This is a genomic window from Phocaeicola coprophilus DSM 18228 = JCM 13818 (genome assembly GCF_000157915.1).
Classification (GTDB): domain Bacteria; phylum Bacteroidota; class Bacteroidia; order Bacteroidales; family Bacteroidaceae; genus Phocaeicola; species Phocaeicola coprophilus.
In genome coordinates, this window is record NZ_EQ973637.1 from 153,152 (window position 1) to 168,984 (window position 15,833).

At 45.4% G+C, this 15,833-nt stretch carries 16 protein-coding genes; 7 read left to right on the forward strand and 9 right to left on the reverse strand.

Annotation, left to right across the window (positions count from 1 at the left end; all coding sequences use genetic code 11):
• On the reverse strand, positions 1-400 hold a 400-nt coding region (locus tag BACCOPRO_RS18020), incomplete at its 3' end, for a DUF6198 family protein (RefSeq protein WP_008142125.1).
• A gap of 79 nt (positions 401-479) precedes the next feature.
• Here BACCOPRO_RS18020 and BACCOPRO_RS06715 point away from each other — a divergent pair.
• A complete protein-coding gene (locus BACCOPRO_RS06715) occupies positions 480-1,283 on the forward strand; it encodes an AraC family transcriptional regulator (RefSeq protein ID WP_008142126.1) in 804 nt (267 codons plus the stop codon).
• Positions 1,284-1,301: 18 nt separating this feature from the next.
• On the opposite strand, the gene BACCOPRO_RS06720 is transcribed toward BACCOPRO_RS06715, so the two are convergent.
• Positions 1,302-2,597: a hypothetical protein gene (locus BACCOPRO_RS06720; RefSeq protein WP_008142127.1), complete on the reverse strand. Its 1,296-nt coding sequence runs from the start codon at positions 2,595-2,597 to the stop codon at positions 1,302-1,304.
• A gap of 253 nt (positions 2,598-2,850) precedes the next feature.
• Between BACCOPRO_RS06720 and BACCOPRO_RS06725 the strand changes: the two genes are divergently transcribed.
• The 4 genes from BACCOPRO_RS06725 (at position 2,851) to BACCOPRO_RS06740 (ending at position 5,817) form a co-directional block, all read left to right on the forward strand.
• Positions 2,851-4,113, forward strand: a complete 1,263-nt coding sequence (locus tag BACCOPRO_RS06725; RefSeq protein ID WP_008142128.1) for a peptidoglycan DD-metalloendopeptidase family protein — start codon at positions 2,851-2,853, stop codon at positions 4,111-4,113.
• 6 nt (positions 4,114-4,119) lie between these two features.
• Complete coding sequence (locus tag BACCOPRO_RS06730; RefSeq protein ID WP_008142129.1) at positions 4,120-4,326, forward strand: hypothetical protein; 207 nt, start codon at positions 4,120-4,122, stop codon at positions 4,324-4,326.
• Between the two features lie 153 nt (positions 4,327-4,479).
• Complete coding sequence (locus BACCOPRO_RS06735; protein ID WP_008142131.1) at positions 4,480-4,944, forward strand: MaoC family dehydratase; 465 nt, start codon at positions 4,480-4,482, stop codon at positions 4,942-4,944.
• Positions 4,945-5,052: 108 nt separating this feature from the next.
• Positions 5,053-5,817: a TIGR02757 family protein gene (locus BACCOPRO_RS06740; RefSeq protein WP_008142133.1), complete on the forward strand. Its 765-nt coding sequence runs from the start codon at positions 5,053-5,055 to the stop codon at positions 5,815-5,817.
• Here the strand turns inward: BACCOPRO_RS06740 and BACCOPRO_RS06745 are convergent.
• From BACCOPRO_RS06745 to BACCOPRO_RS06765, 5 genes are read right to left on the reverse strand one after another with little or no spacing between them, the layout of a single operon-like run.
• Positions 5,796-6,353 (reverse strand): phosphatase PAP2 family protein, encoded by a 558-nt coding sequence (locus BACCOPRO_RS06745; protein WP_008142134.1) that lies wholly within the window; start codon positions 6,351-6,353, stop codon positions 5,796-5,798. The genes BACCOPRO_RS06740 and BACCOPRO_RS06745 overlap by 22 nt on opposite strands.
• Positions 6,354-6,357: 4 nt before the next feature.
• Complete coding sequence (locus tag BACCOPRO_RS06750) at positions 6,358-6,729, reverse strand: diacylglycerol kinase family protein (RefSeq protein ID WP_008142135.1); 372 nt, start codon at positions 6,727-6,729, stop codon at positions 6,358-6,360.
• A gap of 5 nt (positions 6,730-6,734) precedes the next feature.
• Complete coding sequence (locus tag BACCOPRO_RS06755) at positions 6,735-7,490, reverse strand: exodeoxyribonuclease III (protein ID WP_008142136.1); 756 nt, start codon at positions 7,488-7,490, stop codon at positions 6,735-6,737.
• A gap of 26 nt (positions 7,491-7,516) precedes the next feature.
• On the reverse strand, positions 7,517-8,218 hold the full coding sequence (locus BACCOPRO_RS06760; RefSeq protein ID WP_008142137.1) for a porin family protein: 702 nt from the start codon (positions 8,216-8,218) through the stop codon (positions 7,517-7,519).
• A gap of 4 nt (positions 8,219-8,222) precedes the next feature.
• Positions 8,223-10,028 (reverse strand): LysM peptidoglycan-binding domain-containing protein, encoded by a 1,806-nt coding sequence (locus BACCOPRO_RS06765; protein ID WP_008142138.1) that lies wholly within the window; start codon positions 10,026-10,028, stop codon positions 8,223-8,225.
• 173 nt (positions 10,029-10,201) lie between these two features.
• On the opposite strand from BACCOPRO_RS06765, the gene uvrA reads away from it, so the two are divergent.
• Complete coding sequence (gene uvrA / locus BACCOPRO_RS06770; RefSeq protein WP_008142140.1) at positions 10,202-13,039, forward strand: excinuclease ABC subunit UvrA; 2,838 nt, start codon at positions 10,202-10,204, stop codon at positions 13,037-13,039.
• A gap of 26 nt (positions 13,040-13,065) precedes the next feature.
• Complete coding sequence (gene ybaK / locus BACCOPRO_RS06775) at positions 13,066-13,563, forward strand: Cys-tRNA(Pro) deacylase (RefSeq protein ID WP_022276851.1); 498 nt, start codon at positions 13,066-13,068, stop codon at positions 13,561-13,563.
• Between the two features lie 103 nt (positions 13,564-13,666).
• Here ybaK and BACCOPRO_RS06780 read toward each other — a convergent pair whose 3' ends face one another.
• Positions 13,667-14,659 carry a quinone-dependent dihydroorotate dehydrogenase gene (locus BACCOPRO_RS06780; RefSeq protein ID WP_008142142.1) on the reverse strand — a complete coding sequence of 331 codons (993 nt, stop codon included), beginning with the start codon at positions 14,657-14,659 and terminating at the stop codon, positions 13,667-13,669.
• Between the two features lie 131 nt (positions 14,660-14,790).
• Positions 14,791-15,833, reverse strand: a 1,043-nt coding sequence (locus tag BACCOPRO_RS06785; protein WP_008142143.1) for an SbcC/MukB-like Walker B domain-containing protein, incomplete at its 5' end; no start/stop codon positions are given.

The window sequence follows — 15,833 nt, forward strand, 5'->3', positions numbered from 1 at the left end:
ATGCCAGAATCAGGCAGCCGATAACCAGTGAGATAAGCTTGACATAATAGGCGTCAGGATTATAGCTCGCAGTGGCCCACATGGTCAGGTCAGTAAAAAAGGAGAGTACAAATGCTACGGGAAATTGCATGAGCAATTCCATTTTCCGTTCCATGATTCCTTTCTTGCCGAGTAATAAAAGTTGCAGGATGATCAGTACAATTGTAAAAAGGAAAAAATAATTTCCCATAGAAATGGGAGTGTTCAGACTGGCCACATAAGGCACACTGGTGATAGGAGAGGTGCCCAGATCAGACCGGGTGATGACACTGATTCCGCATGCAATGATGAACAGGGAAATCCCGAAGGTAAGGTAGCGGCGGAATAGTTCTGCCTTACCCATTATTCGACTTTCTTCCATTAAATGTTTTGTTTAAAATTTGATGGCGCAAAGATGTTTCATTAATTTTGTTCTTAATTTACGGATTAAGAAATAAATCATGCAATTTACGCCAGACAGCTCTATACAGGAAGAACGTCTTTTGTTGGTTGAAAAGATGTCTGCCGATGAGATCCTGACCAAAGTCACGGGACGTGAAGAGGTGGATTTGTATCTTCATATGCATAACCGTCATCAGATTATTTATATTCTGTCGGGAACACTGCATATCGAAGTGGAAGGGGTAAATCATTTTGTGACAGACCATCATTTGGTTTGGATCCCGGCTGGTCTTTCGCACCGGCTTCCCAGTAATAATCGCCAGATATCTCTGCTGACAAGTTATTTTTATGCTGAGAAGGTCAGGAATGACCGGTTCGCAGCCTACCAGACAGATGAAATGTTAGCCCGTAATCTTAAGTTCATCAGTCAGCAGGGATCGGTCATTCGGAGAGAAAAACCGGAAATCTTTACTTTTTCCATGAGTTTTTTGTGCATGTTGCCTCTTGTCTGCCGGAAGGCATCTTTTCCTACCCAACCTTTTATCATAGCCCACGACAACCGTCTGTTGCCGGTTCTGGAATATATCAAGGCTAATCTGGGCAAGGATCTTTCCATTGAGAATGTGGCGTCTCATTTTGGATTCTCTGTGAGAAACCTTACTCGTTTGTTTACCAACTCCGGTATCCGTTTTGTGCATTATCTGAATTATCAGCGGGTGGTCAGAGCCATTGAGATTCTGACAGACAATGTGATGAACATCGAACAGACGGCTTATGAGGTGGGGTTTAACTCCCCCAACAGTTTCAGTCGTGTGTTCCGACAGATTACCGGAGAATCACCTTCAAAGTATATCTGGCATTGAACGGGTCGTTTATGTTTTTTATTCTGTTATTGTTTGTCTTTTTAAATATGTTTCAATATCGTTTTTGATATGTTTTAGTCTGGAAAATTCATCACATCCAATATCAATTGATTTATTATATTCAAAGGGCATGTTGCTTGCTATCTGTAAGCGGATTAACATAAGTTGAGCGAGTTTCAGCTGATCAGAGAACGCTCTTTGAAAGTATGTCTTTTGGTTTTCGTCTAAAATATCATTTAATATCATGACTAATTTTAGCCGATAGTCAATTGCTGTTTTCATTGTCGTTTCCCATGTCTTATCATTTGATTGAAGTAGGAGTGATAATATATATTGTGCGCGGGCTTTGTTGTATTGTATAAATGCATTCCACATAAGTTCGTCTTTGATTGTTTGTACAGCCTGATTGAAATTGAGAATAGCTTCCTTGAGGTAAATAATAGCCAAATCCTTTTCGGAACTTTTTTGCATTTCTTTTAGTAGAGGGACTACTTCTATTGATAAAATGTCGTAATTTTTTTTGTTTAAAGACTTGAAGTATTTATTAATACATTCTGTTGCCTTACTCATATACATCAGTCCCATATAGTTATAATAAATCGTTCTTGAGATAGCGTTTTTTAGCATAGCTCCTCTGACATCCATAAGTAAAGCCACATTTTCATTATTAGTAGTACCTGATTTATAACATTGATAAGCATATACGGCTTTAAGAAGTTTAACGCTTTCTCTGATTAAGATACAGGATCCTTCGCTCAATTGTTCGAAAGTTGCGACTTTATTTTCTATTTTGTTCATTAGACTTTCTATTCTGGCTATAATTTGATTGTTATATTGATCTTGTTCATCAGTCTCTTTGTTTTTTCGTTTAACGATAAAAGATAGTAACACTATTACATCAATCATTTCTTGGATATTGTCTGCGAGCCTTGCACCGGAATTTATACTGTTAGTTTTAAACAGTTGTTCTAAATGGCCGATAAGTTGATTACAAGCATTGATCCTATCAGTTTCATTGAAATGTCGGATAATTGAGATAATTCCGGTTCTGTAATTCTCATTTTCCATAACATTACCATCCATTCTGCTTATGGCATTGACGCTATCTATAGAAATATAGGTTTTGACACTTACATGATAAGCAAGGATTGCGACTAGCATGGAAAGAATGGTTACAACAAATGTAATGAGATTGTCTAGGGTGTTATGATCAGCAGATGCAGATCTTAAAAAAACAGTCGTAGCACATAAAGCAGCAATAATAGCCAAGGAAATAACTATTACATATATTCGCCATAAATATTTAATTTTCATTCGCTTACTGATTCTTAGTGTAATAATGCCATTTTTTATCTTTTATTTGATCATCTTGAAAAATGTTTTACTGCCTAAATTTATACAAAATTGCTTTATAAACAATAGTTTTAGTGAAGAATAAGTTTTTACTCTTATTTTATTAGATTTAGTAAAAAGCCAAATAGGTGCTTAGAAGAAAAGAATAGATCTTTATTGGGATTTAAGAAATCCCTGTTTGAACTTTTAAGCAGAAAGCGTTATCTTTGCGCGCATGAAAAAGTATCTGAACATAAGCAAGAAAGTACGTGTCGGGCTGGCTGTTCTTGTTGGAATACTCGTCCTGTTTCTGATTTTTCGTCCGAAGCCCCGGATGAATGATTCATTGGATGAAGTTGAGGTAACGGACTCGGTAGAAGTAAAAGAGATTGTCTGCAAGTATGGTATACCCGTAGACCATTACGATATCAGTTATGGAATTGTTCAGCCGAACCAGAACCTTTCTTATATATTAGGAGATCATGGCTTGTCTTCGGCGGATATTCATGAACTGAACGAAAAGGCAAAGGGAGTATTTGATGTGAGGAAGATACGCAGCGGTCAGGCTTACGCTGTCTTTACCGTGCCCGACAGTACCCGCAGGGTCCGCTTTTTCGTTTATGAGGAAACTCCAAAGACTTATGTCGTTTTTGACCTTCGGGGAGAGCGTCGGGTGTATCGGGGAGAGAATCCGGTAGAATGGAAACAAAAGGAGATTAAGGGTAAGGTGGAATCGTCCTTGTGGATGGCTATGCAGAAACTGGATACTTCTCCGCAACTGGCGTTGGTCCTCTCGAATATTTACGGATGGTCCATTGATTTCTTCAGTTTGCAGAAGGAGGATGAGTTTCGTGTGATTTATGAGCAGGAATGTGTGGAAGGGAAAGAGTTGGATAACTTCCATATATTGGCTGCCTCTTTCCGGTACTCGGACAGTATTTATTACGCCATACCTTTTGTGCAGGATGGTGAAGAATTATATTATGGGGCAACGGGAAACAGCCTGGAAGGAGCATTCTTGAAGGCTCCTCTGGATTTTTACCGGATTACATCCCGTTTTTCAAACAGTCGCTTCCATCCGGTACTGCGACGTTACCGCGCTCATCATGGGGTGGATTATGCAGCTCCTACCGGAACGCCAGTCTATGCAATTGGTAACGGAAAGGTAATAGCAAAGGGATTTCAGGCAAACGGAGGCGGAAACTTTCTGAAGATCCGTCACAACAGCGTCTATGTGACTACTTATATGCACTTGTCCCGTTTTGCAAAGGGAATAAAGGTCGGTTCGGAAGTGAAGCAGAAAGAGGTGATCGGATACGTGGGATCTACAGGGCTTTCAACCGGACCACATTTGGATTTCCGGGTATTTGAAAACGGAAAGCCCATCAATCCGCTGCTGATTAAGTCGCAACCTAAGAAACCGATCAGCCCGGATAATATGTCTCAGTTTGTTGTTTTACGTGATTCATTGATTAACCGGCTTTCAGCCATAAACTAAGAAGAAATGAAGAAGATGTTATGTCCGCAGTGCAAGATTGCGGCAATGTATGTGAAGAATGCTGCCGGTGAACGTCTGCTGGTGTATGTCACTGACCAGGGAGAGGTTGTTCCTAAAGATCCTTCACAATCTCTTGAAGGGTTTGATGTGAGTGAAGTTTTCTGTCTGGGATGCTCCTGGCATGGTTCTCCCAAGCGTCTGGTACGTTATTAATGTGCGGAAAAGGGAATCTTTACAGGTAAAATTTTGGGTATTTATTGCACATTTCCCGTTTCTGTGTGTACTTTCTTTGCAAGAAAGAGCGGAATACAGGATAAATGATGTATCTTTGCCTTATTATTTCTGTATTATATAATTAAGAGCAACATGGATAAAGTAATCATTAATTCGTACGAAGAATTTGAAAAATTGGTAGGCCAGCAGATTGGCGTTTCTGACTGGCTGGAAATCCCCCAGGAGCGTATCAATCAGTTTGCTGATGCTACATTGGATCATCAGTGGATTCATGTGGATGCAGAACGCGCCAAGGTGGAAAGTCCCTATAAGAGTACGATTGTTCACGGATATCTGACTCTCTCCTTGCTTCCTCATCTGTGGAACGAGATTATTGAGGTAAATAATCTGAAGATGATGGTTAACTATGGCATGGACAAGATGAAATTTGGACAGGCTGTATTGTCTGGACAAAGTGTACGTCTGGTAGCTTATCTGCATTCTCTGGTGAATCTGCGTGGAGTTGCCAAGGCTGAAATCAAGTTCTCCATTGAAATCAAGGACGAGAAAAAGAAAGCACTGGAAGGTATTGCTACATTCCTTTATTATTTTAATTGATGAAGCAGACCTTTTCCGGTTTGCTGGAGGCTCGCGAAGGAGAAGGGGATACCCGGCCTCGTTCGCGGGCTTTCTTTTTTATTGTACTGCTGATGTTGGAAGGCCAGAATGAAAAAAGACAAAGAACAGATTGAACAGCGAAACAGACAACTGCGTGAATGGGCATGTAACTATCATTCCGCTTCATTTATAGAAAGTGATCCGGTACAGTTTCCGCACCGTTATGTATTGAAGCAGGATATTGAGATCAGTGGCTTGCTGACGGCAATATTGAGCTTTGGAAACCGGCGGCAGATACTGAAGAAAGCTGATCAGCTGGATGAAATGATGGGGCATGCTCCCCTGCGTTATGTGTTGTCGGAATGCTGGAAGGAGGATTTCAGGGAAGGAGACAGGCGCAGTTTTTACCGCATGTTGTCGTATGCGGAATTCCGGATATATTTTGAAAAGTTATATTCTGTTTATGCATCCGGCCGGTCCCTGGAGGATGTGTTGTTGGAATATGACGGCACTCCGATGCAGAGGTTGTGTGCTTTTCTGGGAGTCTCGGATCGCAGTCCGCAGAAGAAGCTGAACATGTTTCTTCGCTGGATGATACGTACAGGATCAGAAGTAGATTTCGGTATCTGGAAGAAAATGAGCCCCGCGGATCTGCTGATACCACTGGATACTCATGTATGCCGGATGGCTTACCGGCTGGGACTGACGGACCGTCAGACATTTTCTTTGGGTAATGCCCGTCGGATTACCGGAGCACTGGAAGAGATCTTTCCCGGTGATCCTTGTCTGGGAGACTTTGCCTTGTTCGGTTATGGCGTTTCCCATCCCGACAAGGATGGATCGGCAAGTGATCAGAATTTCAGGGAGGCGTAGACACCACAGTGTCCGTCACCGGCAACCGGAGCGATTGTCAGGTCATGTTGTCTGGCAAAAGGCTGGGTAAAAATATAGGAACTGCCGACTCCGATTGCAGCACCGGCAGCTACATCCCACCAGTCATGTTTCTTGCCGTATACCCGGCTCCATCCTACATAGGTAGAGACCACATACGCCGGAATGCCCCATTTCCAGCCATAACGGCGCTGAATGAATGAAGCCGCAGCAAAGGATACCGAGGTATGCATGGACGGAAAGGAATGGTTGTCGCTATGATCCGGGCGGTCTTTCTTGACGATATATTTCAGGGCATACGTCACTCCCAGTGTGGTTACCCCGGCCAAAGCGCCCTGTTTCAGGCCCTGCCAGTCTTTATTGATCAGAATAGCAGTCAGGCCGGCTACGGGAAGAAGGACAGCTCCTATATCTCCTGAAGTGCGTACGGCCTTGCGGCTTCCTGTGACTTCTATTTCCTGGGCTCCTGTGGATATGCAAAAGCATAAGGCAGCCAGAATGAGTAAGATTTGTTTCATTGTTTCAGTTTAAGAATTTGGGAATAAAGATAAGCAGCCCGACAATGGCGGCCGCAATAGCCAGAATCAGTACGGCTCCTGCAGCCAGATCCTTTGTGCGTTTGATAGCTTCGTTGTAGTCGGGAGAAACCAGATCAGCCAGTGCCTCGATGGAAGAGTTAACGGCTTCGGCTGCCAGAACCATCCCTATGGCAAAGATTACTGCAATCCATTCCATAACAGATAATCCGGTCAGACAGCCGGCTGTAACTACGCAGACAGCTGCAAAGCAGTGGATCCAGGCATTGTGTTCATGCCGGATCAGGAGCTGAATGCCGTGGAAGGCATAACGGAAACTGCGAAGCCGTTTGCGGAGTGTGAAACCATCGTTCTTCATGCGGCTTACACGTTTAGGGTGACTTCAACGGGGCAGTGGTCTGAACCGAAGATCTCTGTATGAATTTTGGCTGACTCCAGTTTGTCTGCCAGACGTCTGGAAGCCAGGAAATAGTCAATACGCCACCCTGCATTCTTTTCGCGAGCCTTGAAGCGATATGACCACCACGAGTAGATACCTGTCTGTTCCGGATAGAAATAACGGAACGTATCGATGAAGCCTGCATCCAGCAGAATCTGGAACTTTTCACGTTCCTGATCCGTGAAACCTGCGTTCATGCGGTTAGTTTTGGGGTTCTTCAAGTCAATCTCTTTGTGAGCTACGTTCAGGTCGCCACACACCAGCACCGGTTTTTTCTTGTCCAGTTCCAGAAGGTAATTCCGGAAATCATCTTCCCAGGTCATGCGGTAATCCAGTCGTTTCAGTCCGTCCTGAGAGTTGGGAGTATATACGGTTACAAGATAGAAATTATCCATTTCCAGCGTGATGACACGTCCTTCATGGTCATGCACATCAATGCCCAGCCCGTATGTAACGTTCAGAGGCTTCAGGTGGGTAAAGATGGCTGTACCTGAATAACCTTTCTTTTCGGCATAATTCCAGTAAGAGGTATATCCTTCAAAGGAAAGGTCGAGCTGGCCTTCCTGCATTTTGGTTTCCTGAAGACAGAAAAAGTCTGCGTCGAGTGTCTGAAAGGCTTCGCGGAAGCCCTTGTCGCAACAGGCTCTCAGCCCGTTTACGTTCCAAGAAATCAATTTCATGTTATTTTTCTTTTGGGAAATAATAGTTATCGGGTTATGTCAAACAGATAAGTCAGTTTGGCCGTGATGTATGAATGGGCTGAGCGGGAAAAATAATCTTTCTTCGTGCTGTTGAAGAAATCACTCAGGCCGAAATAATAACGTGCCTCAGCAACAAAATGGCCGATTCCGGTACGGATTTCCACACCACCTCCGCCGATGATGCCGTAGTCGAACTTGTTTTCTGCAGCTTTGTCGTATTGGACATTCACTCCGTAAGGCCGGTCTTCCGGATGCCAGGCTGCACTTTTATATTCCTTTTCATTGATCAGGAAGCCGATCTGGGGACCCAGGTTCAGAACGAAACGGACACCGTTTCCTCTGTCTTTTCCGAAAGCCAGATGAGCCAGCAGGGGAACTTCCAGATAATTCATGGCGCGGTGATAAGTATCTTCTGTCCCGTCTTCAATGATTTCCTTCCAGCCTCGCTGAGAGTAATTGACTTCAGCCTGAATACCACAAATCATGCTGAAGTATTTTTCGGAAATATAACGTGCGGTCACTCCGAAGGTCGGACCGATCAGATAACCCTGTTTGATCGTCGGGCTGAAACTGACTTTACTCAGGTTTACTCCTCCATTGACTCCCAGTGCAAAGTTATGCCGCTGTTCCTGCAACTGTGCCTGAACAGACAGAGGGAGCAGACAGAAAAGTATTCCCAGGAGGGTGATGACGGACGTCTTTTTCATGCAATTATTCAAAATCAAGTTTTATCAATTCGTAATCTTTGGTAAAATGAACGAAGAAGACCTTGCGGTTGATGAATCCTCCCCAGTTGTTGACCCGTTCAAACTTGAATCCGTTCTGGATCGGAGTTACCTGTACCTTGTCGAGATTTTCTTCCAGTTTGTTTCCTTTCTGGGCCAGTCCCTTCAGGAAGAAATAGCCGGTGTCGAATCCCAGCATGCCATACTTGGGGAAGGTATTGGCCATATCCTTACTATACCAGCGCCGGTAAGCCTGGGTAAAGTTGATTGCTTCCGGGAAAAGGTTGTTGGTATAGAAAGATGAATAAAAATAAGTATCCAGTTCATAGAAGCTGGCCAGATGATCCTGCGTGTAAGTCTGCCATTCCGGATAGCCGAACAGATGCATGTTGTAGTTCGGATGCTCGCGGCGAACCAGAGTCAGCTGAGGCATCAGGCGGTTGAGTGCCAGATTTTGTCCGGATATAGGGATAAAGATATTTTCGCGCAAGGTATCCATGGCTGCGATGATCTTGTTGGGTTCCATTTCCGTACCCAGACGGACTTGTTTGAACTTAACCTTGCTGTTGTTCAGCTCGTCTTTCATTCCTTTGATGAATTCAGCCTTTTCCTTGTCGTTGGTTCCGGCATCCAGGAAGATAATGTTCGACTGGCTGAACTTACGCAGGAAATGCTCATACACTTCGGAATAAAGATATGACTGAGGGGTATTGATCTGGTAAACATGCGGATTGTTGAACACCTGATCCACCTTAGGCAGGAATGGAACCACCAGACGGATGTTATTATTGTCCGCAAAGTCTGTCAGCGGTTTGAGGTTGCCAGTGTGTGCAGGACCGAAGATGATATCCATATCCTTCATTTCATTTCTGTTCAGGATAGATTGGATGGCATTGGCAGATCCTTTGGTGTCATAAGCATAAAGATCGACGGAAATACCCTGACGTTTCAGACTGTCAACGGCAATGAGCAGTCCTTCGTAATATTCCACCATACGGGTCTGTTCGTCTGCATTGGTCTTTGTTCCGGCCATGAACGGCAGCATTACTGCAGCCTTGATGGTCTGTATCTGTTTGAGCTTCGGTAAACTTTGGCTGAACAGTTCCTCGTTTGAAGGAGTGTATGCAGGAGAGGGTTTATCGGTTTCTCCTTTCTTGGCCTCCTGTTTGGGGTACGGAATGAAAAGGAAGCTGCCTTTTTTGAGCTTCTGGGTCTTCAGTTCCGGGTTTGCTGCGATCAGTTCTTCCTGGCTGATACCATACATCTGACTGATGCTGAAAATGGTTTCTTTGCGCTCCACCTTGTGCATGTCTTTCCAACCCTTTTCCTTTTCAGCCGGTTGTTCAGGTTCTTGACGTTTGACATCGGCTGCAGACTCAGACGATGCAGTTCCCTGTGCGGGTATAACGATAACCTGCCCGATGCGGAAGTTCCGGGCACTCAGTCCGGGGTTGGCATCACAGATAGCCTGAGCCGTAATGTTATATTTTACAGTCAGCTGATACAAAGTCTCCCCAGCCTGAATAGTATGGAAGGTGGAAGAACTCTGATTGGAAGTTTGTACCTGTGGAATCTTCAGTGCTTCTCCGGCGCGGATCTGGTCTCGGCTGCCAGGATTCAGACGAACGATGTCATCAACCGTTACGTGATACATACTGGCAATGGAATAAAGGCTCTGTCCTTTGGTAACGGTGTGCAGGAAGTATCCGGAACCGTTTTGTGCCTGTGCCGTCAAGCTTGTGCTGCTCACAGTCAAAGCCAGCGAGAGGCAAAGAGTATGAATAAATCTCATTGTTGTCGTTTACTAAGTTTACATTGCAAAAGTACAAAAAAGTTCCTTAATCCTCATCAAGATAAAGGATATTTATCGTTTGGCGGTTATTTATTAAGATCCGCAAAAGGAGTCGGAAGCTGTTTTTTCAATTTTTCTCCTTATATTTGCGGGGATATATCATCAGTAAGGACATGACAGAAGAAAAAGAAATGATCAGTGTACAGGGCGCCCGTGTACACAACCTGAAAAATATAGACGTGGAGATTCCGCGGGACAGTCTGACCGTTATTACGGGACTCAGCGGAAGCGGAAAGTCATCCTTGGCATTCGATACGATCTTTGCCGAGGGACAGCGCCGTTATATCGAAACATTCTCGGCATATGCCCGCAACTTCCTGGGCGGTATGGAACGGCCGGATGTGGACAAGATTACGGGACTGAGTCCGGTCATCTCCATCGAACAGAAGACCACAAACAAGAATCCCCGTTCTACCGTAGGGACAACTACTGAGATTTATGATTATCTCCGTCTGCTGTATGCCCGGGCAGGTACGGCTTATTCCTATCTCTCCGGTGAGAAGATGGTGAAGTATACGGAAGAGCAGATTCTGGATCTGATTCACCGCGATTATAAAGGAAAACGTATTTTCATCCTGGCACCGCTGGTGCGGACCCGTAAGGGACATTATAAGGAACTTTTCGAGCAGGTGCGCAAGAAAGGCTATCTGTATGTGCGGGTTGACGGAGAAATCAAGGAAGTCGTTCACGGAATGAAGCTGGACCGTTACAAGAATCATGACATAGAAGTAGTGATCGACAAGACGGTGGTGACCGAGAAAGAAGAGAAACGGCTGAAGCAGAGTGTAGCTACGGCCATGCAGCAGGGGGATGGCCTGCTGATGATTCTGGATGCCCAGACCGAGAGTGTACGCCATTACAGCAAGCGGCTGATGTGCCCCGTTACGGGTCTGTCTTACCGGGAACCGGCCCCGCATAATTTCTCTTTCAACTCCCCGCAGGGGGCCTGTCCGCGCTGCAAGGGACTGGGGTATGTAAACCTGATTGATGTAGATAAAGTAATTCCCGACCGCTCTCTGTCGGTTTATGAAGGAGCTGTTGCTCCGTTGGGAAAATATAAGAATGCCATGATCTTCTGGCAGATTGACGCTTTGCTTGAACGTTACGAAGCAACGCTCAAGACGCCGGTTTCCGAACTGCCGGAGGATGCTATCAATGAAATCCTTTATGGATCAGATGAACGTCTGAAGATCAAGAGCTCACTGATTCATGCCACTTCCGACTATTTTGTGGTTTACGAAGGAATTGTGAAGTATATTCAGATGATGCAGGAAAAGGATGCCTCGGCTACGGCACAGAAGTGGGCTGAACAGTTTGCCAAGACGGATGTCTGCCCCGAATGTAAGGGAGCCCGTCTGAACAAAGAGGCGCTTCATTTCCGTTTGCATGACAAAAATATTTATCAGCTGGCCAGCATGGACATCAACGAACTGTATGACTGGGTGCTGCATGTGGAGGATTTTCTGGAAGAGAAACAACGGATCATTGCATCTGAAATTCTGAAGGAAATACGAACCCGCCTCAAGTTCCTTCTGGATGTAGGGCTGGACTATCTTTCTCTGAACCGTTCGTCAGTCAGTTTGTCGGGAGGAGAGAGCCAGCGTATCCGTCTGGCTACGCAAATCGGTTCACAGCTGGTCAATGTACTTTATATTCTGGACGAACCGAGTATCGGTCTGCATCAGCGGGATAATCTGCGGCTTATTCATTCCTTGAAGAGTCTGCGTGACCTGGGTAACTCGGTAATTGTTGTCGAGCATGACAAAGACATGATGCTTTCGGCTGATTATGTTGTCGACATGGGACCGAAGGCTGGCCGTCTGGGTGGTGAGGTCGTGTTTGCAGGAACTCCGGAAGAAATGCTGAAGACCAATACGCTGACCTCTCAGTATCTGAACGGAAAGATGAAACTGGAAGTTCCTGCCCGGCGCCGGCAGGGGAGTGGCAAGTCCCTCTGGCTGCGGGGTGCCCGTGGAAACAACCTGAAAGGGGTGGATGTGGAATTTCCGCTGGGACGCCTGATTTGTGTGACCGGTGTTTCAGGAAGCGGCAAGTCTACACTGATCAATGATACCCTGCAACCGATTCTGTCGCAGCATTTCTACCGCTCCTTGCAGGAACCGTTGCCATACGACAAGATTGAAGGACTGGAATATATCGATAAGGTGGTCAATGTCGACCAGTCACCGCTCGGACGAACTCCCCGTTCAAATCCCGCCACTTATACCGGTGTCTTTTCTGATATCCGTAACTTGTTTGTCGGATTGCCGGAAGCCAAGATGCGCGGCTATAAGCCGGGACGCTTCTCTTTCAATGTGTCGGGAGGCCGTTGCGAAGCCTGTGGCGGAAATGGTTACAAGACTATTGAAATGAACTTCCTGCCGGATGTGCTGGTGCCGTGCGAAGTATGTCACGGCAAGCGTTACAACCGGGAGACTCTGGAAGTGCGCTATAAAGGCAAGTCCATAGCCGATGTGCTGGATATGACCATCAACCGGGCTGTGGAATTCTTTGAGAATGTGCCGCAGATTCTGAACAAGATCAAGGTGCTGCAGGAAGTAGGGCTGGGATATATCAAGCTGGGACAGCCTTCTACTACGCTTTCGGGTGGAGAAAGCCAGCGTGTGAAACTTGCTACTGAACTGTCCAAGCGGGATACCGGCCGTACGGTTTATATTCTGGATGAGCCGACTACCGGACTTCACTTTGAGGATATCCGGGTACTGATGAACGTACTGAACCGGCTGGTGGACAAAGGAAATACAGTGATCGTGATTGAACACAACCTGGATGTTATCAAGATGGCCGATTATCTGATTGATATGGGTCCGGAAGGTGGAAAAGGAGGAGGGCAGCTGCTTTCCTGCGGAACACCGGAAGAGGTCGCTTTGTCGGAGAAAGGCTATACGCCGGAATTTATCCGGGAAGAACTGGGGATGTGCAAACCATAAAAACAAACCAAAAACTAGAAAAAACGATGGCAAAAGAAAAAATTGCGAAGACAAACGCTGCCCGTTTACTGGACAAGGACAAAATTCATTACGAACTCGTTCCGTATGAAGTGGATGAAAATGATTTAAGCTGCATACATGTGGCTGCTTCCCTTGGGGAAAATATTGAACAGGTCTTCAAGACCCTGGTGCTCCATGGTGACAAGTCAGGCTATTTTGTCTGTGTGATTCCCGGCGAGCATGAAGTGGATCTCAAGATGGCCGCCAAGGTTTCAGGCAACAAGAAGTGTGACCTGATACCGATGAAAGAGTTGCTTCCTCTGACCGGATATATCCGTGGAGGCTGTTCTCCCATTGGCATGAAAAAACATTTTCCTACCTATATTCATCATACATGTAAGGATTTTCCGTTCATTTATGTCAGTGCCGGCGTACGCGGACTGCAGGTGAAGCTGGCCCCCGATGATCTGATCCGGGTCAGTCAGGCGGAAGTCTGTACACTCTTTGCAGATACGGAGGAATAAACGACTATACGATCCCGCCGCAACGTACTACTCGATGCGGCGGGATCGTGCGTTCGTTTGAGCCTGATCGTGCGTTCGTTTGACTATGCCTGAATTTGCTGCTTTATTTGCAAACTTTGGCAATCCGCTTTACAACGTAAGGCCCTTCATAGATAAATGCTGAATAGATCTGTACCAGATGGGCTCCGGCATCCAGCATAGCCTGGGCATCCTGCGAAGTTATAATACCGCCGGCACCGATTATCAGCATATCCTTGGGCGCATGTTCAGACAGATATTTTACTGTTTTTAGGGATTTCTGTAGAACGGGTAATCCGCTGATGCCTCCTGCACCTATATTGTTTATTTCTGTTGGAGTGGAGCGGGTGAGTAAAGAACGGTCCTGAGTAGGGCCACAGGCTATAAAGCCATCGATATGATGCTGAATGGCGAAACGGATAATCTCGTCTGCTTTTTCAAATGTAAGGTCAGCAGGCAATTTCAGAAAGACTGGTTTCTTGTATTCTTGTTTATGTTGGAATAAAGTTATAAGTATTGGACCTAAGATATCCGGTGCAATACTTCCCCAGTTAATGGTGTAATAGTCTGCGTAATTATTGAATGTACAATATAAATCCAGAATATCTGTCATTGCCTGTTCTTGGTTGTCGGGATGGTTGGTATTGATATTGATACCCAGAATATATTTTCCGAATCGTTTCCTTTTCAGGTTTTGTAAGAATACAGCTTTTCCTGGATTGTTAAACCCGGTTCGTGAGATAAGGGCCTGTTCCTTGGGCAAACGGAATATGCGTGGACACGGGTTGCCTTTTACTTCTTTAGGGGTCACGGTACCTACTTCTATAAAACCAAAGCCCAGATCACTAAGCTCATCAAAGCAGCTGGCTGCTTTATCAAACCCGGCTGATAGTCCGACACGGTTTCTAAAAGTAAGGTTTCTCCATTTCCATCCGGCTGTTTCAGTGTGGCATGATGAGCTGACAATCTTTCGTACGGGTGTGAGATGGCGGTAGATTTGGAGATACTTAACGGTTTTGTTGTGAATGTCTTCTGCATCAAGATGGAAGAGCAAAGGGCGAAATATTGATTTATACATAAGCTGTTAAATTGATTTCTGTGTGCAAATGTATAATATATTTCTGAGAAGATTTTATAAAAAATAGTTATCACCTATTACGTGAAGTGATGGTGACAATTCTGTTGGGTATCACTTGTCGAACGCTACTTCTAAACCAGTGATACCGTCAGAATTTCACTGCGTGAATTGTCGATCCGGCGAACCTGTATCTGTGTCTTGATCCGTTCGCGCAGTCCTTCCACGTGACTGATGATACCGACTTTCTTGCCACCCATCTGGTGCAGACGTTCCAGGGTATCCATGACAACGTTCAGATAGTCTTCACTCAGGGTTCCGAAACCTTCATCGATAAACAGAATATCTACGGAAAGACTTTGCTGGTTCAGTGAGGAAAGTCCCAGAGCCAGCGAGAGGGAAACCAGGAAACTTTCACCTCCGGAGAGGGTACAGGCCGGACGTGTTGCCCCTCCTTGATACAGGTCGTGAAGAAGGATGGTAAGTGAACCCGGCTGGCAGGTCAGTTCGTACCGGTTGGTCAGTTTACGCAGATAGAAGTTGGCTCCGTTCAACAGTTCCTTCAAAACAAAGCTTTGTGCAATGTTACGGAAGTTCTTTCCTTTTTCATCTCCGAATAACCGGCAGAGGCGGTCCCATTTCACAAACTCCCCATACAACAGATCGGCTTGCTGTTGTTCCTTCTGCATATTTTCTGCATTTTTTTTATCCTGTTCCAACTGGGCTTGCAGAAGTCCGACGGACTGATTGGCTGCAGCAATCTGTTGATCCAGTTTCTGCTGGCGTTCTGCCAGTGATTCGGGCTGATCGGCTTCTTCTAAATCAGGACGAACTTTCTGATGTTGTTCCAGCTCCCGTACAGCCAGTTCCATAGCTGTCCGTTTCTCGATTTCAGTGTTCCGAAGTTTCTGTAAATCATTTTGGAGCGTTTCCATTTGCTGAAGGCTTTGTGAAGCCAGTTCCCGAAGACGTCCTTCATTCAGATCCGGATGAAGCCGATAGAAATCCAGCAGAAAGTTTTCTGCCTTTTTTCGTTCTGTTGCGTTGCTGTGCTGTTGGTGCCGGATGCCACTGGCCTGGGTGCATAATCTGTTCCAGTTTTTTCCCAGATAATCTTGCCTTTGAGGGATGACCTTTTCATCGCTTTCCCATTCCGGAAAGAGAGTGAGCAGAGTTT